The organism is Candidatus Eisenbacteria bacterium (assembly GCA_016867715.1).
Lineage (GTDB): Bacteria > Orphanbacterota > Orphanbacteria > Orphanbacterales > Orphanbacteraceae > VGIW01.
In genome coordinates this window covers 22,655-41,624 of the sequence record VGIW01000006.1, presented here as the reverse complement: position 1 = coordinate 41,624, position 18,970 = coordinate 22,655, and the positions used below count along the sequence as shown (strand labels likewise).

General features: G+C 66.4%; 19 protein-coding genes. 12 read left to right on the top strand and 7 right to left on the bottom strand.

The window, feature by feature from the left end:
• Positions 1-117: 117 nt before the first annotated feature.
• The 4 genes from FJY73_02465 (at position 118) to FJY73_02450 (ending at position 4,470) form a co-directional block, all read left to right on the top strand.
• Complete coding sequence (locus tag FJY73_02465) at positions 118-1,377, top strand: ABC transporter permease (GenBank protein MBM3319520.1); 1,260 nt, start codon at positions 118-120, stop codon at positions 1,375-1,377.
• The gene (locus FJY73_02460; protein MBM3319519.1) at positions 1,374-2,117 is read left to right on the top strand and encodes an ATP-binding cassette domain-containing protein; all 744 of its coding nucleotides are present in this window, start codon (positions 1,374-1,376) and stop codon (positions 2,115-2,117) included. Before FJY73_02465 ends, FJY73_02460 begins: the two co-directional genes overlap by 4 nt.
• Positions 2,114-4,066, top strand: coding sequence for a CPBP family intramembrane metalloprotease (locus FJY73_02455; GenBank protein MBM3319518.1), 1,953 nt, complete (start codon positions 2,114-2,116; stop codon positions 4,064-4,066). Before FJY73_02460 ends, FJY73_02455 begins: the two co-directional genes overlap by 4 nt.
• A 236-nt stretch (positions 4,067-4,302) precedes the next feature.
• The gene (locus FJY73_02450) at positions 4,303-4,470 is read left to right on the top strand and encodes a DUF1931 domain-containing protein (GenBank protein MBM3319517.1); all 168 of its coding nucleotides are present in this window, start codon (positions 4,303-4,305) and stop codon (positions 4,468-4,470) included.
• 217 nt (positions 4,471-4,687) lie between these two features.
• Here the strand turns inward: FJY73_02450 and FJY73_02445 are convergent, their stop codons facing one another.
• From FJY73_02445 to FJY73_02415, 7 genes are all read right to left on the bottom strand, one after another.
• Positions 4,688-5,191 (bottom strand): hypothetical protein, encoded by a 504-nt coding sequence (locus FJY73_02445; GenBank protein ID MBM3319516.1) that lies wholly within the window; start codon positions 5,189-5,191, stop codon positions 4,688-4,690.
• A gap of 9 nt (positions 5,192-5,200) precedes the next feature.
• Complete coding sequence (locus tag FJY73_02440) at positions 5,201-6,697, bottom strand: acetyl-CoA carboxylase biotin carboxylase subunit (protein MBM3319515.1); 1,497 nt, start codon at positions 6,695-6,697, stop codon at positions 5,201-5,203.
• 41 nt (positions 6,698-6,738) lie between these two features.
• Entirely contained in the window at positions 6,739-7,530 is a 792-nt protein-coding gene (locus tag FJY73_02435) for an enoyl-CoA hydratase/isomerase family protein (GenBank protein MBM3319514.1), read from the bottom strand.
• A 28-nt stretch (positions 7,531-7,558) separates the two neighbouring features.
• Entirely contained in the window at positions 7,559-9,106 is a 1,548-nt protein-coding gene (locus tag FJY73_02430) for a methylcrotonoyl-CoA carboxylase (protein MBM3319513.1), read from the bottom strand.
• Positions 9,107-9,248: 142 nt separating this feature from the next.
• Entirely contained in the window at positions 9,249-9,638 is a 390-nt protein-coding gene (locus FJY73_02425; GenBank protein ID MBM3319512.1) for a Zn-ribbon domain-containing OB-fold protein, read from the bottom strand.
• 1 nt (position 9,639) lies between these two features.
• Positions 9,640-10,797, bottom strand: a complete 1,158-nt coding sequence (locus tag FJY73_02420; GenBank protein ID MBM3319511.1) for a thiolase domain-containing protein — start codon at positions 10,795-10,797, stop codon at positions 9,640-9,642.
• Between the two features lie 9 nt (positions 10,798-10,806).
• Positions 10,807-11,853, bottom strand: coding sequence for a hydroxymethylglutaryl-CoA synthase (locus FJY73_02415; protein MBM3319510.1), 1,047 nt, complete (start codon positions 11,851-11,853; stop codon positions 10,807-10,809).
• Between the two features lie 268 nt (positions 11,854-12,121).
• Here FJY73_02415 and FJY73_02410 point away from each other — a divergent pair, with 268 nt between their 5' ends.
• The 8 genes from FJY73_02410 (at position 12,122) to FJY73_02375 (ending at position 18,929) form a co-directional block, all read left to right on the top strand.
• Positions 12,122-13,126 carry a hypothetical protein gene (locus tag FJY73_02410; GenBank protein ID MBM3319509.1) on the top strand — a complete coding sequence of 335 codons (1,005 nt, stop codon included), beginning with the start codon at positions 12,122-12,124 and terminating at the stop codon, positions 13,124-13,126.
• A 140-nt stretch (positions 13,127-13,266) separates the two neighbouring features.
• Positions 13,267-13,845, top strand: coding sequence for a hypothetical protein (locus FJY73_02405; GenBank protein ID MBM3319508.1), 579 nt, complete (start codon positions 13,267-13,269; stop codon positions 13,843-13,845).
• Between the two features lie 173 nt (positions 13,846-14,018).
• A complete protein-coding gene (locus tag FJY73_02400) occupies positions 14,019-14,411 on the top strand; it encodes a PilZ domain-containing protein (protein MBM3319507.1) in 393 nt (130 codons plus the stop codon).
• Positions 14,412-14,770: 359 nt separating this feature from the next.
• Positions 14,771-15,640: a sigma-70 family RNA polymerase sigma factor gene (locus tag FJY73_02395; protein MBM3319506.1), complete on the top strand. Its 870-nt coding sequence runs from the start codon at positions 14,771-14,773 to the stop codon at positions 15,638-15,640.
• 346 nt (positions 15,641-15,986) lie between these two features.
• A complete protein-coding gene (locus FJY73_02390) occupies positions 15,987-16,445 on the top strand; it encodes a tetratricopeptide repeat protein (protein ID MBM3319505.1) in 459 nt (152 codons plus the stop codon).
• 172 nt (positions 16,446-16,617) lie between these two features.
• Entirely contained in the window at positions 16,618-16,797 is a 180-nt protein-coding gene (locus FJY73_02385) for a hypothetical protein (protein MBM3319504.1), read from the top strand.
• Between the two features lie 81 nt (positions 16,798-16,878).
• Complete coding sequence (locus FJY73_02380) at positions 16,879-17,547, top strand: PilZ domain-containing protein (protein ID MBM3319503.1); 669 nt, start codon at positions 16,879-16,881, stop codon at positions 17,545-17,547.
• Positions 17,544-18,929 carry a sigma-54-dependent Fis family transcriptional regulator gene (locus tag FJY73_02375; GenBank protein MBM3319502.1) on the top strand — a complete coding sequence of 462 codons (1,386 nt, stop codon included), beginning with the start codon at positions 17,544-17,546 and terminating at the stop codon, positions 18,927-18,929. Before FJY73_02380 ends, FJY73_02375 begins: the two co-directional genes overlap by 4 nt.
• Positions 18,930-18,970 lie beyond the last annotated feature (41 nt).

The window sequence follows — 18,970 nt, the reverse complement described above, 5'->3', positions numbered from 1 at the left end:
CTCCGAAGGATCGAAACTCGGCTCCTCTCGCCGTAGAGGCGGGATGCGTTTCGGCGCGGCGGGAGAGAGAAAGCGGGATCGCGCGTCCGCACGAGGGCGCCGCCCCGAGGAGATGTTTTGATCCTCAAGGATTTCTCCCTGACCGCCGCGGTGTTTCGCACGGAGACCCGCTCCGCTCTTCGCGACCGGCACGTCGTCGTCTATTCGCTCGTTCTTCCGATCTTCCTCTATCCGGTCATGCTCTTGTTGTTCGGCCAGGTGATGCAGTATCGGGCCGGCGCTCTCGAGCGTCAGACCGCGCGGATCGCCTGGGAAGGCGAGGAGGCATCGACGCGTCTCTTCGCGGAGCTCCGGAAGGATCCGCGCTTCGAAATCGTCCGCCAGGAATCCGGAGAGGAGGCGGTCGCCGAGGGGACGCTCGATGCGTTTCTTCGCGTCCATTCGGCCGATGATCGCGGCCCCGCGATCGAGGCGTTCTTCGACCTCTCGAGCGATCGCTCCCTCACGGCGCGCGAGCGTCTCCGGGAGCGATGGGAGGAGACGAGGCGCGCCCTCCTCCGCGAGCGGGCGGCCGCCTACGGGGCGACCGAGGCGGTTCTGAGCGTCCTCGCCGTGCGCGAGGAGAACATCGCCTCGCCGGAAGCGATGGGGCGGTACGTGCTGTCTCTCCTTCTTCCGATGATCCTCGTGATCATGCTCTCGATGGGCGCGATGTATCCCGCGATCGACGTCCTGGTCGGCGAGAGGGAGAGGCGGACCCTGGAGAGCCTACTCGCGTCGGGCGCGCCGCGCGCGAGCCTCGTCGCCGGCAAGTTCCTCTCGGTGCTCGCCGCCTCGCTCGCGGCGCTTCTGGTGAACCTCGCGAGCATGATCCTCACCTTGAGACATCAAGCGGGTCTTTTCGGAGGCGAGGGAGAGTTCTCGATCGGGGTTCCCTGGAGCGCGATCCCCGTCATCCTCGGAGGCGGGCTCCTCCTCGGCGCGTTCTTCTCCGCGTCGATGATCCTCGTCGCGTCTCCGGCGCGGACCTTCAAGGAAGGACAGGGATACCTCACCCCCTTCTACATCCTCTCCCTTCTTCCCGCGGTCGCGGGCGCCTCCCCCGGAGTCGAGTTCGGGCCGTTCACCGCCCTCATCCCCCTGACGAACGCGACTCTCCTCCTTCGGAGCGCGCTCGTCGGGAGCTTCCCGCCGCTCCCGACCGCGATCACGCTCCTCTCGCTTCTCCTCTATCTGTTCGCGGTCCTCCTCGCTGCGGAGAAGATCCTCGGGCGGGAAGGGGTCGTCCAGGGGCGGGTGCGGGGGACCGGCCAGCTGCGGCTCGCGCTTCGTCCGGCGCGGGCGATCGCCGGAAGGAGAGATCGATGGCGCAGATGATCGCCGCGGACCGCCTGAAGAAGATCTATTCGGACGCGAAGCGTGGGGATGTCGTCGCGGTCGATGCGATCTCGTTCGATTGCGTCGAGGGGGAGATCTTCGGGATCCTGGGGCCGAACGGGGCGGGGAAGACGACGGCGCTCCGTATGCTCGCGACGATTCTCGGGCCGACGTCGGGAAGCGCACTCCTCAACGGCTACGACATCGTCCGCGAGCCGGAGAAGGTGCGCGGCTCGATCGGCTACCTCTCGGGGGAGACCGGCCTTTACGCGCGCCTCACCCCGCGCGAGATCCTCCGCTACTTCGGCCTCCTCAACCGTTACCCGAAAGACGCGCTCGAGGAGCGCATCCGCGATCTCGTTGCTCTCTTCGACATGCACGAGTTCGCCGATGTCCGCTGCGAGAAGCTCTCGACGGGGATGCGCCAGAAGGTATCGATCGCGCGCGCGGTGGTCCACGACCCTCCGATCCTCATCTTCGACGAGCCGACGGCCGGCCTCGATATTCTCGTCGCGGACGCGCTTCTCACCTACATCGAGCAGTGCCGGGGCCAAGGGAAGTGCGTCGTCTTCTCCACCCACGTGATGAGCGAGGCGGAGCGGATCTGCGACCGGATCGCCGTCATCCACCGCGGCCGGATTCTCTCGGTCGGCTCGCTCGAGGAGCTTCGCGCGCGGACGGGGCAGCGCTTTCTCGAGAAGATCTTCCTCTCTCTCGTTCGGGGCGGGGGGGAAGGATGAGCGCCGGAGACACGCTACTCGTCTTCCGCAAGGAGATGATCGACCTTCTCCGCGATCGCCGGTCGGTCCTGGCGATGATCGTCTTCCCCGTTCTCATCCATCCGATCCTGATCTTCGGCTCCGCGCGCCTTTCGTCGTACGGAGAGAACCGGCTCAAGGAGGAGACGGTGACGGCGGTCGTCGAGGGGGGCCTTCCGGATCTTCGCGAGCGAATCGTCTCCTCGCCCGGCGTCCGGCCGCTCCGCGCCCGCGATCCGGGCGAGGCGGTTCGCTCCGGCCGCGCCGATGTCGGCGTTCGGCTTCCGGAAGACCTCGCGATCACCGCCGGCGGAGAGCCGGAAGCGGTTCTCTTCTACGACGCTTCCAGCGGTCTCTCCGGCGAGGCGAGGGAGAGGGTCGCCCGGATCGTGGACGAATGGAAGACGGAGGTTCGCGAGGCGCGCCTCGACAGCTTGGGCGCCGCGGAGCTGAAGCGCGTTCTCCCGGTGGAGGAGAAGAACGTCGCGTCGGAGGAGCGGATGGCGGGGGGGAAGCTGGGGAAGCTCCTTCCGATCCTGATCGTGTTTCTCCTCCTGAACGGAGCCTCCTTCGCGGCGGTCGATCTCTTTGCGGGGGAGCGCGAACGGAAGACGATCGAGACCCTTCTCACGTCGCTCGCTCCGCGCTCCTCGATCGTGGCCGGCAAGTTCCTCGCGGTCGCCGTCTCGGCCGTGATCGCCACGCTCCTCTTTCTTGCCTCGAGTTTTTTCTTCACGCGCGTGCGATGGGCGGGGGGAGAGGGACTCCATGACGCGTGGTCCGTGTCGCCCCTCTCCGCCGCGGTCGTCTTCGCGATCTCGCTCCCTCTCGCGTTTCTTCTTTCCGCGGTCCTCGTCCTCATCTCGAGCCACGCGCGGACCTACCGCGAAGCGCAGACTCTCCTTCTTCCTTCGCTTCTTCTCGGCGTGGTCCCCGCAGCCGCCTCGGTCGCCCCGGGCGTGCGGCTCGAATCGATCGTCGCGATCGTGCCGATCGCGAACGTCGCCGTGGCCGTGCGGGAGGCGCTTCTCGGGAACTACCCGGTCCTCTTTCTCGGGCTCGTCGTTCTCTCGAACTCGATCGGGGCGTACGCGGTCCTTCGATGGGCGCGCGCGTTTCTCTCGAGCGAGCGGACGGTCTATGGAGAAGCGCGAAGAGAGCAGGGGGTTCTCCCCGCCGACCGCCCAAGGGCGCGCGAGGCGACGGTCTTCTTCGCGTTCGAGATTCTCGTTCTCTACTATCTCGGGTCTTTCGTCCAGTCGAGGGATCTTCTCTCGGGCGTGATCCTCACGCTGTGGGGGTTTCTCCTTCTCCCGACGCTCGTCTTCGCGCGATGGGTTCGCCTCGACTTCCGCCGTGATTTCTCCCTCCGGCTGCCGAGCCCGCGGCATCTCCTCGCGGGGGTTCTTCTCGCGCCGGCATCGCTTCTCGCGGCGAACCTGCTCTTCCACGCGCAGAGCCGGTTCCTTCCCGTCCCGGAAGAAATGATGGAGACCTTCGAGAGGCTGCTGGACAGCGGAGAGGGGGGCCTCGTCTTCGTCCTGTTTGCGGTCGCGGTGAGCCCGGGGATCTGCGAGGAGATGCTCTTCCGGGGCCTTCTTCTCGGACAGTACCGGAGGGTTCTCTCGCCGGCCCGAGCCATCCTCGCGGGGGGGCTCCTCTTCGGGCTCTTCCACCTCAGCATCTACCGGTTCCTGCCGACCGCGCTGCTCGGGATTATCGCCGGGTGGCTCGTCCTGCGGACCCGATCGATCGTACCGGCGATGTTCCTGCACGCGGTCTACAACGGCATCGGCATTTGGGCGGGCGGCGCCGGGGGGGCCCTCGAAGGGGAGATCCTCTCCGCGCCGTTGGTCGCGGGGGCGGTCCTTCTCGCGGCGGGAGCTCTCCTCCTCCTGAGGGAGAGGGAATGGGGAGGGGGAGACGGATGATGGGCACGAGGTCGGCGCGCTCCGCGACCGCCCGTCCGGAGCGGATCCGTGTTCTTCCGCCTACCAACAGCGGGCCGAACCGGCCGAGAACGGCCGCGAGAGAGCCCCTCGCGCCTTTTTTCGGTTGACAGCGTTTCTTCGGATCCTCTACTTTACACGCGAAACGGGAAGGCCCCGGAAGAGACAAACGAACGTTTGGGAGGAATGTGGGAATGGCCACGAAGAAGAAACCCGGTGTGGAGCTCATCATCTCCAAGTCGCGCACGAAGGCGGCGGCGAAGAAGTGCAACGTTTCAAGCGATTTCTACGGGGCGCTGGACAAGAAGGTCCGCGACATGATCGCCGAGGCCGAGCGGCGCGCGATGGGCAACAAGAGGAAAACCCTGAAGCCGAACGATCTGTAAGATCTCAACTATCTTCCGATCGACGCGCCGGCCCGGCGGAGCGGGGATACGATCCCTCGGTTCCGCCGGGCCGTTTCTTTCTGCTTCGAACGCTCGCATGCGAAGGTGCTTGTTCCCGGACCGGTCGCCGAGACGATGCCTGCGTTTTCGTCGCGAGGACGCGGAGCGAGCGTCGCATCCGATCGCAGAAGGGCGAGGTTAGGAACCCGGCTCGAGCTTACGCGCCTTCGTCGATCTCGATGATCGGCTTCCCCGCCTCGACGAGATCTCCCGGGGAGTAGTGGATCTTCTTCACTCGGCCTGCCGCGGGGGAGAGAAGGGGGGTCTCCATCTTCATCGCCTCGACAATGACGAGCGGCCGGCCGCGCTCCACCGCCTCCCCGATCTCCACGAGGACCTTGACGAGAAGACCCGGCATCGATGAAGAGACTGAGTCGCCGCCGATCGCGTGGGCCGCACCGGAGAACGCGTCCTCGCCGCCGGCGCCGGCCTCCTCGAACTCGAACACGCGGCCGTCCAAATGGACGTGGATCTTCCCGTCGCGCCGGACGAAGTACGCGGTGCGGCGGGCGCCGTTCGCTTCGATCACGCTCTCGTTCGCGAGGACGCGCGAAACGCGGACCTCGAGCGCGCGCTCGTTGATCCTGGCCTCGGTCTTCTCCTTCGCGCGCTCGACCTCAACGCGGAAGGTCTCTCCTCGAAAGATGAGCTCGATTTCCATCGGTCCGTCCTACGTGGCGATCTCCCATTTGCCGAGGGTTTGCCAGGGGGTCGGGGCGCGCGCCGCGAGGCCCGTCTCCTCGGGCGCCGGTCGGTCCGCCGCGAGGGCGGCCGCGAGAAGCGCCGCATCGAGATCGGACGGATCCGCGGCCATCTTCCAACCCGGAAGGTGCTCCTCGATGAATCCGGTGTGCGTCCGGCCCGCCGCGAACTCCGGATGATCGAGCACGGCGATAAGGAACGGCACGATCGTCCGGATTCCGAGAATCGGGTAATCGGCGAGGGCGAGGCGCATCTTCCGGATCGCGGCGGGGCGGTCCTCCGCCCACACGATCACCTTGGAGAGGATCGGATCGTAGTGGACCGGAACGGAGTACCCCGACTCGATCCCCGAATCGACGCGCACGCCGGGACCGGAAGGTTCGCGCGTGAAGAGAATCGTGCCGGCGGAGGGAAGGAACCCGGTCTCCGGATCCTCGGCATAGACGCGGCATTCGATCGCGTGGCCGCGCGCGGAGAGGTCCTCCTGTTTCCAAGGGAGCCGCTCCCCGGCGGCGACCCGGATCTGCGTCTTCACGAGATCGACGCCGGCAAGCATCTCCGTGACCGGGTGCTCGACCTGAATACGCGTGTTCACCTCGAGGAAGTAGAAGGAGCCGCTCGCGTCGAGGAGGAACTCGACCGTTCCCGCGTTCGTGTAGCCGGCGGCGCGGACGACCCGGATCGCCGTCTCGCCCATCCGGCGCCGGAGCTCCGGATCGAGCGCGGTCGAGGGGCTCTCCTCGACGATCTTCTGATGTCTTCGCTGGATCGAGCATTCGCGCTCGAAAAGATGAACGACGTTCCCGTCGTGATCGCCGATCACTTGGAACTCGACGTGCCGCGGCTTCTCGATCAGCTTCTCGAGATAGACCGAGTCGTTGCCGAACGCGGAGAGCGCCTCGCGCCGGGCCGCTTCGACCGATTCCACGAGCGTCTCGGGCCCGCGCACGATCCGCATCCCCTTCCCGCCCCCTCCGCCCGACGCCTTGATGAGGACCGGATACCCGACCTTCTTCGCCTCGGCGGCGAAGGTCTCGATCGAATCGCCGCCGATCTGCATCCCCGCGATGACGGGGACTCCGGCGGCGGCCATCGTTCGCCGCGATTCGGTCTTCGATCCGAGGAGCCGGATCGATTCGGCGTTCGATCCGATGAAGACGATCTTCCGTTCCTCGCACGCGGCGGCGAACTCGTGATTCTCCGCGAGGAACCCGTAGCCGGGATGCACCGCGTCGGCATCGGTCGTGCGCGCCGCCTCGAAGATCCGTTCGAAGCTCAAGTAACTCTTCGACGGCTCCGCGGGACCGATGCAGACCGACTCGCCGGCGAAACGGACGTGCGGGGCGTCCGCGTCCGCTTCCGAATAGACCGCGACGGTGGGGATGCCGAGCTCCCGCGCCGCCCGGAGAACGCGGATCGCGATCTCCCCCCGGTTCGCGACGAGGATCTTTCGAAACACGCTCATCTCCCTTTCGGTACCTGATACCCTATTTCCGAAATAGGGTATCAGGAACCGCTCCAAGAGGGCTTCCGCTTCTCGAAGAACGCGGCCATCCCTTCTTGCGCTTCCTCTCCGACGCGCATCTCCGCGATCATTCGGAGCGTGATCTCGTTCACCCGATCGAGAGGCGTCTCGGACACCGTGTCGAGGAGCGTCTTGCACGCCGCGAGCGCGCGAGGCCCGCTCGAGAGGAGAGACGCGGCGGTCTCGGCGACCGCGCGGTCGAGCTCCTCCTCCGGCACGCACCGGTGAACGAGTCCCGCCTCGAGAGCTTTCGCTGCGGAGAGCCTCTCGCCCGTGAGAAAGAACTCGCGGCACTTCCCCTCGCCCGCGCGCCGCACGACGTACGGCGAGATCACCGCCGGGACGAGCCCGAGCTTCACCTCGGAGAGGCCGAGCACCGCCTTTTCCGACGCGATCGCGAGGTCGCAGGCGGCCACGAGCCCCATGCCGCCGCCGATCGCGGCGCCGTTTACGCGGGCGATCGTCGGCTTCGGCAGCCGGTGGAGGCGGTCGAGACAGTCGGCGAGACGCCGCGCGTCGGCGAGGTTCTCCTCGAGCGTGTAGCGGACCATCCGCTTCATCCAGCCGAGGTCCGCCCCCGCGGAGAAAGAGCGCCCCGCGCCGGTGAGAACCACCACACGCACGCTCTCGTCGCCGGCGAGCCGTTCGAAGGCGTCCTGAAGCTCGCCGAGCATGGCGTCGTCGAACGCGTTGTGAACTTCCGGGCGGTTCAGCGTCAGGGTGGCGACGCGGTCCGCCGCGTGAAGCGTCAGGTTCTTGTACTCCTTCGTCATCGTCCCCCTCCGCTTCGCGACCGATCGGCTACATGCGGAACACGCCGTACTTCTGGTCCGGGATCGGCGCGTTCAAGGACATGGCGATGGCGAGCGCGAGCGCCTTCCGGGTGTCGAGCGGGTCGAGAATACCGTCGTCCCAAAGGCGCGCCGTGCTGTAGTAGGGGCTCCCTTCCCGCTCGTACTTCTCGAGGGTCGGCCTCTTGAACTCCTCTTGGTCCTTCTCGCCCATCGGGGTTTCCCCCTTCGCCGCCATCTGCTCCATCTTGACTTGAAGAAGGACGTTCGCCGCCTGCTCGCCCCCCATCACCGAGATCCGCGCGTTCGGCCACATCCAGAGGAGGCGCGGGTTGTATGCGCGGCCGCACATCGCGTAGTTCCCCGCGCCGTACGATCCGCCGACGACCACCGTGAACTTGGGGACGTCCGCGTTCGCGACCGCGTGCACCATCTTCGCGCCGTCGCGCGCGATCCCGCCATGCTCGTACTGCTTTCCGACGATGAAGCCGGTGATGTTCTGCAGAAAGAGGAGGGGGATCTTGCGGATCGTCGCGAGCTCGATGAAGTGGGCGCCCTTCAGCGCCGACTCCGAGAAGAGAACCCCGTTGTTCGCGAGGATCCCGACCGGATAGCCGAGGATGTGCGCGAAGCCGCAGACGAGCGTCGTCCCGTAGAGCTCCTTGAACTCGTGGAAGCGGCTCCCGTCGACGATACGCGCGATCACCTCGCGCGCGTCGTACGGCCGGCGGAGATCGCTCGGCACGACGCCGTAGATCTCCTCCGGGTCGTAGTAAGGATCCTCCGGCTCGCGGCGTTCGAGCGCGAAGCGCCGGGGCGGGTCGAGGTTCTCGATGATGTTCCGGGCGATGCCGAGGGCGTGCTTGTCGTCGACCGCGTAGTGATCCGCGACGCCGGAGATCCGGCAGTGGACATCCGCGCCGCCGAGCTCCTCCGCGCTCACGACCTCGCCGGTCGCCGCCTTCACGAGCGGAGGGCCGCCGATGTAGATCGTTCCCTGTTTCCGCACGATCACCGTCTCGTCGCTCATCGCGGGAACGTACGCGCCCCCCGCGGTGCAGAATCCCTGCACGATCGCGATCTGCGCGATCCCCTCGGCGGAGAGGCGCGCCTGGTTGTAGAAGATCCGCCCGAAATGCTCCTTGTCGGGGAACGTGCCCGCCTGCTCGGGGAGGAAGATGCCTCCCGAGTCGACGAGATAGATGCACGGCAGGCGATTCTGAAGCGCCACCTCCTGAAGGCGGATGTGCTTCTTGATCGTCATCGGGAAGTAGGTCCCGCCCTTCACGGTCGCGTCGTTCGCCACGACGGCGACCTCGCGGCCGTGCACCACGCCGACCCCCGTCACCATGCCGGCGGCGGGCGCCTGGTCGTCATACATGCCGCACGCGGCCAGAGCGTTCAGCTCGAGGAACGGGGTGTTGCGATCGAAGAGGAGGTCGAGCCTTTCGCGGGCGGTCAGCTTGCCGCGCTTCTTGTGGCGCTCGATCGCCTCGGGCGGTCCTCCCTTCCTCGCTTCGGCGAGAACGGATCGAAGCTGCTCCACGAGGCGAAGCATCGACTCGCGGTTCTCACGAAAGGCGTCTCCCTTGACGTCCGCTCGGCTTTCGATTCTGTACACGCGATTCCATCCCCTCCGTCCGTCTCGTGGCCACGCGTCCTGCGTCCGTCCGCAGCAGGAGACGCGTGCATGATCCAGGCTAAGCCGGAACGCACTTGTATCCGTAACAGAGAACCCCGGCGTCGCCGACCTCTTGCAGCTTGCGGAACTCGGTCCGCACGCGCTGGCCGATCCGGATCGTCGCGGGGTCGCAATCGACGACCTGCGACGTGATCCGGACGCCTCCATCCAGCTCGACCACGGCGATCGCAAAGGGGACCTCGTCCTTGAACGGGGTCGCCGGGACGTGGATCACCGTGTACGTGAGGACCTTCCCTTGGTCGGGAAGGCGAACCTTCTCGAATGTCCGCCCCTTGCACTTCGGGCAGATGAGCCGGGGAGGGAAGGAAACGGTTCCGCAGCCTGAGCATTTCGCCGCTTCCATTCGGTAGCGCTGCGGGATCTCTCTCCAATATCGGGACGAGAACATGTTAGCCCACCTCCAGGATGTGCACGATCGAGGATCCGCCGGAACCGCCCATGTTCTGCGCGAGCGCGCGGCGCGCGTTCTTCACCTGTCGCTCGCCGCACTCGCCGCGAAGCTGCTTGACGAGCTCGATCACCTGGGCGACGCCGGTGGCGCCGACCGGGTGTCCCTTCGACTTGAGGCCGCCGCTCGGGTTCACGGGGATCTTTCCGCCGATCGCGGTGAGCCCCGAGGAGGCGGCGGTCCGTCCCTTCCCGCGCTCCACGAGACCGAGCGCCTCGATCGCGAGGATCTCGGCGATCGTGAAGCAGTCGTGGACCTCGACCGCGTCGATCGCGTCCGGGCCGACGCCGGCCATCTTGTACGCCCGCTCGGCCGCCTTCGCGACCGCCTCGAGAGAGGTGAGATCCTCGCGCGAGTGGTACGCGATGCTGTCGGTCGCGTGGCCGCTTCCGATGATCTTCACCGGACGGTTCTTCGAGATCTTCTTCGCCTGGTCGAGGGGGCAGAGGATGATCGCCGCCGCGCCGTCGGTGATCGGCGAGCAGTCGAGAATGCGAAGCGGATCGGCCACCAGTACGGATCCGATCACTTGCTCGATCGTGACCTGCATCGGGAACTGTGCGAGAGGGTTCTTCGATCCGTTCTCGTGGTTCTTCACCGCGACCGCGGCGAGCTCCTCGCGCGTGAGGCCGTACTGATGCATGTACGCCCGCGCCATCATCGCGTAGAGCCCCGGGAACGTGATCCCGTGGTAGCACTCGTACTCCTGATCCGCCGCCGTCCCGAGCGCGTAGGTCGCGTCCCCTCCGTCGACGTCGGTCATTTTCTCGACGCCGGAGACGAGCACGATGTCGCTCATTCCCGAGGCGACCTCCATGAACCCAGTCCGGATCGCGAGGCCGCCCGAGGCGCACGCGCTCTCCACGCGCGTCGCCGGAACCGGAGCCTGGCCGAGGTAGTCCGCGAGGACCGAACCGAGGTGCTCTTGCCCGACGAAGAGACCGCTCGACATGCACCCGACGACCATCGAGTCGATCCTGTCGACGCCGGCGTCCTCCATCGCGAGAAGAGCGGTTTCGACGTAGATGTCGCGCAGGGATTTCTCCCACAGCTCGCCCCAGCGCGTCATGCCGACGCCCACGATTGCGACTTCTCTCATCGCTTCCTCCTATCCGGCCTTGCGGATCTTGCCGCGGAACTTGGCGTAGGTGCCGTAATCGAGGTAGAACTTGTTCTCGTCCAGTTGGGGACGCGTCTTCGGCGCGAGATCCTGGGCCTTCGGCAGGAGGTCGGTCGCGCGGAAGATGAACGCGTCGCTCCCCGCGCCCGATCCGTAGGAGACCATCAGGATCCGGTCGCCCGGCTTGGCGACGTCGAGGATCGCGGTGAGCCCGATCGGAGAGGCGCCGGAGTAGGTGTTCCCGAGCGTGGGGGAGAGGAGTCCCGTCTCGAACTGTTGCTTGGTGAAGCCGAGCATCTCGCCCACCTTCTGCGGGAACTTCCCGTTCGGTTGGTGAAAGACGGCGAACGCGAAATCCTTCGCGGTCGCGCCCGCCTTCTTCAAGATCCCCTTCGCCGCGCCGAGCGTGTGCTTGAAGTACGCCGGCTCGCCGGTGAAGCGGCCGGCGTGCTGCGGGTAGTACTGGTGCTCGCGCCGCCAGAAATCGGGAGTGTCGGTCATGTACGTGTAGGTCTCCTCGACTTCCGCAAGGACCTTCTCCGTGCCGAAAAGGAAGGCGGCAGCGCCGGCCGAGGCGGAGTACTCGAGCGCATCCCCCGGCGCCCCTTGCGAGGTGTCGGCGCCGACCCCCAGGCCGTACTCGACGAGCCCGGCCCGCACGAGACCCATCGCGACGAACATCCCCTCAGAGCCGGCCTTGCACGCGAACTCGAAGTCGGCCGTGTGCGCCTCCGGCGTGGCGCCGAGCGCCTCCGCGAGGACGGTTCCGCTCGGCTTCACCGCGTACGGGTGCGACTCCGAGCCGATGTAGACCGCGCCGATCCGCGTCGGATCGATCCCGGCCCGCCGCACGGCGTACCGGGAGGCCTCGACGGACATCGTGATCGTGTCCTGGTCGGGCGCAGGGACGGATTTTTCCTTGAGGAGGAGGCCGCGCTTGTAGCTCGGAGCGTCCGCTCCCCACGTCTTCGCGATCTCCTCCACGCGAATCCGGTACCGAGGGATGTAGGCACCGTAACCGATCACGCCTACCATGCCGGTTCTCCTTCCTTGCAGATGATGCTCTGACCTGACAGTTCGACGAGAATGCCCGTTCCCGATAGAATAAGAAGTATCACACCGGCGGCCGGTCGGGCAAGGGTTTCTGGATCCGTCGGAGGCGCGTCCCCCTCGCCGGGAAGCGCCGGCCGCCCCGGAACCGGACGAAGCGGATCGGGTTGTCAAGGATGCGGATCTGGGGTAATCTAAGAGAGGAGTGGGTATTCGAAAGGGACTCCTCTCCCCTCAAGGAAAGGATCGCGTCATGGGCCGAGCGAGATTCCCCGCACTGTTGCTGGTTCTTTTCGCGCCCGTCGCGTTCGCCGGGACGCCGATGGATGTCGACGATGTCCTCGATCTTCTCGAGGCCGGTGTCAGCGAGCGAGTGATCCTCGCCCAGATCGAGGAGAGCGGCTCCGACTTCGGCCTCACGACCTCCGAGATCGTCCGTCTCGAGGAGATGGGCGTGAGCGAGAGGATCCTCGAGGCGATGATTCGGAGCGGGTCGGGGTACGGTTCGCTCGAAACCGAGGAGGGGTACGAGGAGGAGGGGGCCGTTGCGGCGGTCGTCCCCTCGCACCTCGGTTTCCTGCGCTACAGCCATCCCCGGTACGTCCAAGTGCGCATGGTCCCGTGGTCGGTTCCGAGCATGGCGTACGTGTACGTCGATTCGGATCCCTGGTTCTGGGACCCGTGGTGGTGGGATTCGTATTTCTACGTTTCCTATCGTTACTATCCTTGGTATCGCCCCGGCTGGCATTTCGCGTGGGCGTGGCACAGCCCGTACTCGTGGGGCTACTGGCACGACCGGTATTGGTGGTGCGGCCATCGCGGGCACCATTATTGGGACTATCGCCATACGTACAGCACCGCCGCGGCTCGGGAGAGCTACTGGAAGAAGAAGACGACGGTGCGTTCCGCGGAGGCCGATGCGCCGGCGTACCGTTCCGCGCGGTATCGAGGGGCCGAGCGCGCTCCGGCCGCGTCGACCGTGTCGCAGAAGAAGACCCGCGGATCGCCTCACGGAAGCGAGGCACGCGCGCCGAGCGCGAGCACGGTCTCCCCGACCAAGAAGCGGGTTCGGAGCGAAGCCGCCTCGCCGCAGGTCTCCGCTCCCTCGAGCACGCGTTCCTCGGAGCGAATCGCGCCGAGCCGGTCGCACGCGACGAGGGGATCCTCGCCGGCGCCGAGCGCGTCCCGATCCTCCGCGCCGCCTTCATCGAGCCGATCGTCCGGTTCGGCGGGGGCGAAGCAGCCGAGAGGGCGCTGAGAGTCGATGCAAGGAGAATCGGCCGGTGGACTTGACTCCGGCTGATTCTCTTATTAAGAACGGAGTGTCGTTACGCTATCCGGCGGCCTGCTCCCCTGGCCGGCGGACGAAAGAAACCCTGACAACAAGGAGTTGAGTTCATGAGGCATTTCGCGGTTCGAGCGGCATGGTCGGCGGTCGGGCTTGCTTTCCTGCTTGTCGCGGGGGCGGGACCCGCGGGAGCGTGCGAGGGGGCCAAGAGCGGAGTCCAGAAGGCGAAGGCCTCTTCCGGCTGCTCCTCGATGATGAAGGCGAGCGCCACGCCCGGGTGCGCGGGAATGAAGGGAGCCTCCGCCGCCTCGGCCGGCTGTCTTCACGCGACCGGCGAGAAGGCGAAGTCCGGTCAGGCGATCCTCTGCCCGACCTCGGGGAAGGTCCTCCTGACGGTGCAGGTGGTCGAGACGAAGTCCGGCTTCCGCCTCTATGCGCTCGGGTGCAAGGAGACAGGGCGCGGCTTTCTCGAGAAGAGCGCCCGGATCCTCGACGCCGAGCATCACGTGAAGAGCAGGATCGGTGAGGCGACCGACGGTCTCTACATGGACGTCGACGGGAAGACCGCAAAGAAGATGGTCCATTCCTGGCAGGAGACCGCGAAGAAGGGGGAGGGGGGATGCCTCCTCGCGACACCGGAAGGGGAGTGCCTCTTGGACGCCGTTTCCCTAACGGCGGCCGTCGGCTAGCGATCGACCGGAGCACGGACACGAACGACTCGAGCCCGCCGCACGCCGGCGGGCTCATTCTCTTGGTAAGAAACAGAGGTGGCCGGTCTTCATCCCGCGGGCCGAAAGAAAGAGTGGACCCGCGCGAGCCGAGATGGCAGAATACAGGCGTCGATCGAGCGCAGGAGGACACGATGCCGAAACATGAGGAGCGGAGAAGACACCGGCGGACCGACTCGCGGTTCGGGCTCCGGCTCGGCGCGGAAGGAGTCCCCGGGCGCGACGCGATCGCCGCCGAAGGGCTCAACATCAGCCTCGGGGGAATCTACTGCCGAGTCCCGCATTTCGTCCCCGTGATGACCAAGCTGAAAGGAACCCTCGTCCTCCCGATCCCCCCCGCCGAAGGGGGCGCACCGGTCGAGGAGATCCTTGATACGGAAATGATCGTGGTCTGGACGGATCCCGAGTCGGAGATCCCCGGCTGCGGTTCGTATCAGATCGGCTGTTCCTTTCTCTTCCTGGAAGAGCCGAGCAAGCTTCTTCTTCAACGCTACCTGAACCACGCCGGCCAGGGCGCGCGCGTGTAAGCTCAAGTCGACAGAAACTCGACGGGTGTGTTCTCGGTCGGGGCCCGGGGCAAGGCGGTGCCCCGCGGACATGGCGTCGATCCCCCTTGCGTCGCACGGTGTCTGTCACCGTTTCCGGGCCTCGCTCCCGCTTTCCGCTCCGGCCTCGCGGCGTCTCTGAGGGAACCAATCCGCCAAAATGGCATGAAAAGGGCGCCCCCAGGGTTCCCGGAAAGGAGGAACCCCGGAGGTGAACGCGCAACTCAAAGAGCGACAAGCGGATACAATCTCCCCTCTTTCGATCGATGTTGGTACGAGTCTTGAGAGGTAGAGGAGAACCCGACGAAGGCGGCGAGGGGATCGGGTTCAAGGAGAACGAGATGGACGAAAGGTCCGGAGGTTCGATCGGCGGGATGGACGAGGGTCGATCCCTCCATCTGTACCTCCGCGAGATCGCGAAGGTCCCGCTCCTCGATCGGGAGGAGGAGGTCGATCTGGCGCGGAGGAGCCGAGAGGGGGATCCCGAGGCGCGCGAGGCGCTCGTGCGCGCGAACCTCCGCTTCGTCGTCTCCGTCGCGAAGAGGTATCGGAACCAGGGGCTTTCGTTTTCCGATCTGATCGACGAGGGGAACCTGGGGCTCTTGGAGGCGGTGCGCCGTTTCGACGAGCGGAGGGGGAACCGGTTCATCTCGTACGCCGTCTGGTGGATCAAGCAGTCGATCCTGAAGGCGCTCGCGGAGCAGGCGCGGATGATCCGCATTCCCCTCGGACGCGCCGGAACGGTCCAGCGGATCCTTCGCGAGACGGAGAAGCTCCGCCAGGCGTTCGGCCGCGAGCCGACCGACCGCGAGGTCGCCGAGGCGGTCGCCCTCTCGGAGGCGGAGATCCGCGAGACGCTGAACGCGGCCTCCCGCATGCGCTCACTCGACGCCCCCGAGAACGGGCCGGACGGAGAGTCCTCCCTGCGCGACTTCTTGGAGGACACGCTGAGCCCGGCGCCGGACACGGAGCTGATCGAGACGGGACTCCGGAGGGAGGTGGGGCGCGCGCTCCGTTCCCTGGGGCCGCGCGAGGAGGCGGTTCTCCGCTCGTACTTCGGCTTCGATTCGGATCGGAAGCAGACGCTCGAGGAAATCGGTAAGAAGATGAAGCTCTCGCGTGAGAGAGTACGACAGATCAAGGATCAGGCGATCCGCCGGTTGCGGCAGTCGGCCCGCGGAGACGCCCTGAAGAGTTACCTCGCTTCCTAGTCTCGATGATGCGCGCGTTTCCTACTGCGGCCTTGGATCTCGGCCTCAAGAGTCCTTCCTTCCTTCGCCGCTTCCTCGAGCCGGGACCCGTGGCGCGCTTGGATCTTGTCGCGACGAAAACGCATGCACCATCCAGACGAGGAGCGGCCGATTCCGTTTCGCCGGCTAGGAATCGGACGGGCTCCCGCGGGGTGCGCGCGGGGGACACGCGGATCGTTCCGCCGCAAGGCGCGGAAACCCGGTTCGGTTCGGGCGAACGCGCGCGGCCCGGCGCGCGGGAAGCAGAGCGCCCGTCGGTGGCATGCCCCATGCAAAGCACCAAAGGCAAGAAGGAGGAGTCGGGGCGATGTCGGCCGAGACGAACCAAAGAGACGACTCGCTGCGCGCGCCGGACCGGCACGACCGATTCCGGCGGGCGCTCATCGAGTACCGCTCGGCGCCCCGCCTGCTCAGGAGCCTCTCGAAGTGCCTCGCGGCGGAGGGACGTTTCGAGGAAGCGCTGGAGTGCGTCTTCGAGAGCCTGACGGTCGATCCTGCCCAGCCGGCGCTCCTTCTCCGTGCAGCCGAATGGCTCGCGATCCTCGGCCGTCACGAAGACGCCGTCCGCTTCTGCGAGCGCTACCAAGCCCTACGCCCCACGAGCCCGCGCGGATACGTCCGCATGGGGGACTGCCTTCTTCGCCAGGGCTACCTCTGGTCCGCCGCCGACGCCTACATCCGCGCGCTCTCCTGCCGTCCGGAAAGCCGTCTCCTGAGGAGTCGCGTCCGGAGGGTGATGCGACTCTGCGAGGGGGCGGAGGGCTGATCGGCCGGCCTCAAGCATTTCCGTTCGCCGACGATCCTCAGGTGGGGTAGCTCTCCCCGGGTGGTGGAGGCCGTCGCCGCTTTCCGCCTGTTCTTCGTCCGCTGTGCGGACGGACGAGACGGCGCGCGGCGGAGCGGCCCGCTCGAATCCGCGAGCTCGCGAGGGGAACATCATGGCGGAAGCGGAAGCCCGGCTGAGCCGCAGCCGGAAGGCGAGAGAGACCCTCTGGCGAATCCGTCGAATCCAACGAAGAATCGACAAAGGTTACTACGACCGACCGGAGATCCGCGCCGAGATCGTCGAATCGATCTTGGACGCGCTTCTCGGGAACGGACCCCGCCGAGTGCCTTAGGCGGAATTCCCGTTGACCCGCGGATGGCCCGGCACTAGAATGCCGATAGACAGCGTCCCCCCGAACGAGGTCGGTAGGAGAATGAAACGGGAACCGTTCCATACCGGCCAAATCCTCGAGATCGCGGTCGGGGAGCGAATCGACAATCGGCTGTATCGGGCCCAGGTCGCGCAGGTGGACGATCATCATCTGGTCCTTCACGTCCCGGGTTTCGATCCGCTGGGCTTCGTCGATCTCCTCAAGGGAACCGGCGTGACGCTTCGCACGACATGGAAAGGCGAGCCGCACCTCGGCGCATCGAAGCTGGCCGAGCATTTCAAGGATTCCTCTCCGTATCTCGTGATCCGCCATCCCTCGAGTCTCGAGCCGCTTCGGAGGGAGGCGCGTGCGCGCGTGCGCGCGGAGCTCCGGGCGAATTACGTTCTCAAGGTGGCGCCGCCGATCCACCCGGCCGACGCGGAAGAGGGGAACGGGGAGAGCCTCCTGGCGCTCTTTCGGGTTCCCGAGCCGATCGACCCGGGAACGTGCCTCCGGATCGAGATCGAGGACTGCGACGGGAAGCCTCTGTCCCTCGAGGGACGGGTCCGGCATGTGCGTCGCGATCCGGAGGACGGGTCGCGATACGCCCTGGATTTTCGGATCGAGAACCTGGATGGGGCGACCGAGCGCCGTCTTCTTCGCACGCTGCTCAGCCCTCGCGGAGCCGAGGCCGAGGAGCGCGGGGGCCTCGGCCCCGGGGAGGCCGAGTGAGCGGCGTATCGTCCCGTGTCCTTCTGATCGGCGGCGAGAAGAGGCTTCGGTGGGGGGTGGGGGCGGCCCTGATCGAGGCCGGCTACTCGGTGGAGGAGGCGCAGGAAGGGAGCGAGGGAATCGCCGCCGCCCGTGATCGCTCAACCGCCCTGGTCGTCCTCGACGCGGAGCTCGCCGATCTTCCCGTCATGGACTGCGTCCGGCGGATCCGCGAGGCGGATCCGAATGTCCTCATCCTTCTTCTCGTTCCCCCGCGCCTTCGCGAGGCCGTCTCCGAGGCGTCGCGCCTCGGCGGTTGTCATTCTCTCGAAAAGCCGATCAACCCGCAGAGGCTTGCCGCGATGGCGATGAACCTTCTCGCCGACACCGAGATCCGGCAGGAAGTGCAGCGGATCGAGCCGATCGTCGTCGGGAACCGCCAGAGCGACCGGCTCATCCTCGGCCGAAGCAAGAAGATGCAGGAGGTCTACCGGATCGTCGAGCGAGTCGCCGCGAGCCCGCGCGCCACCGTGCTGATCGAAGGGGAGAGCGGGACGGGGAAGGAGATGATCGCCAAGGCGATTCACCATGGAACGCCGGGGCGGAGCGGCCCGTTCATGGAGATCAACTGCGGTTCGCTCCCCGCCAGCCTTCTCGAGAGCGAGCTCTTCGGGCACGAGAAGGGAGCCTTCACCGACGCGAAGACCTTGAAGAAGGGGCTGATCGAAACGGCGACGGGGGGGACGCTTTTCCTCGACGAGATCGGAGAGATGCCGATCGAGCTGCAGGCGGTTCTTCTTCGCGTGATCGAGACCAAGCGGTTCAAGCGCGTCGGAGGAACCGAGGATATCGAGGTGAACCTCCGCATCATCGCGGCGACGAACCAGGATCTTCGAAAGGCGGTCGCGGAGAAGCGGTTTCGCAAGGATCTCTACTACCGCCTGAACGTCGTGCCGATCCACGTCCCGCCCCTCCGAGAGCGCCCGGAGGATCTTCCGGTTCTTGCGAGTTATTTTATAGATGTCTTTAATAAAGATCTTTCAAAGAATATCCGCGGCCTTTCCCCGTCCGCCCGGGCGCGGCTTCAGGAGTACAACTGGCCGGGAAACGTGCGCGAGCTTCGCAACGTGATCGAGCGCGCGATCCTTCTCGAGAGCGAGGACCTCATCCTCCTCGAGCATCTGCCGCTGGAAATCTCCGCGGGGATGGTCGAGTCGTTCGAGATGGAGGAGCCTGAGGACTTCGTCCCCGTCCCGCTCTCCGAGGCGGAAAGGGTCCAGATCCTGAAGACGATCGAGTGGGCCCGGGGGAACAAGACGAAGGCCGCCCGCACGCTGGGGATCTCGAGGCAGACTTTGCGGGAGAAGCTGCGCCAGTACGAAGCGGGTCGGGCCTCGAGCTGACCGGATTCCGGACCGCGGCCGCCCGACCGCGCGAGGGCCAC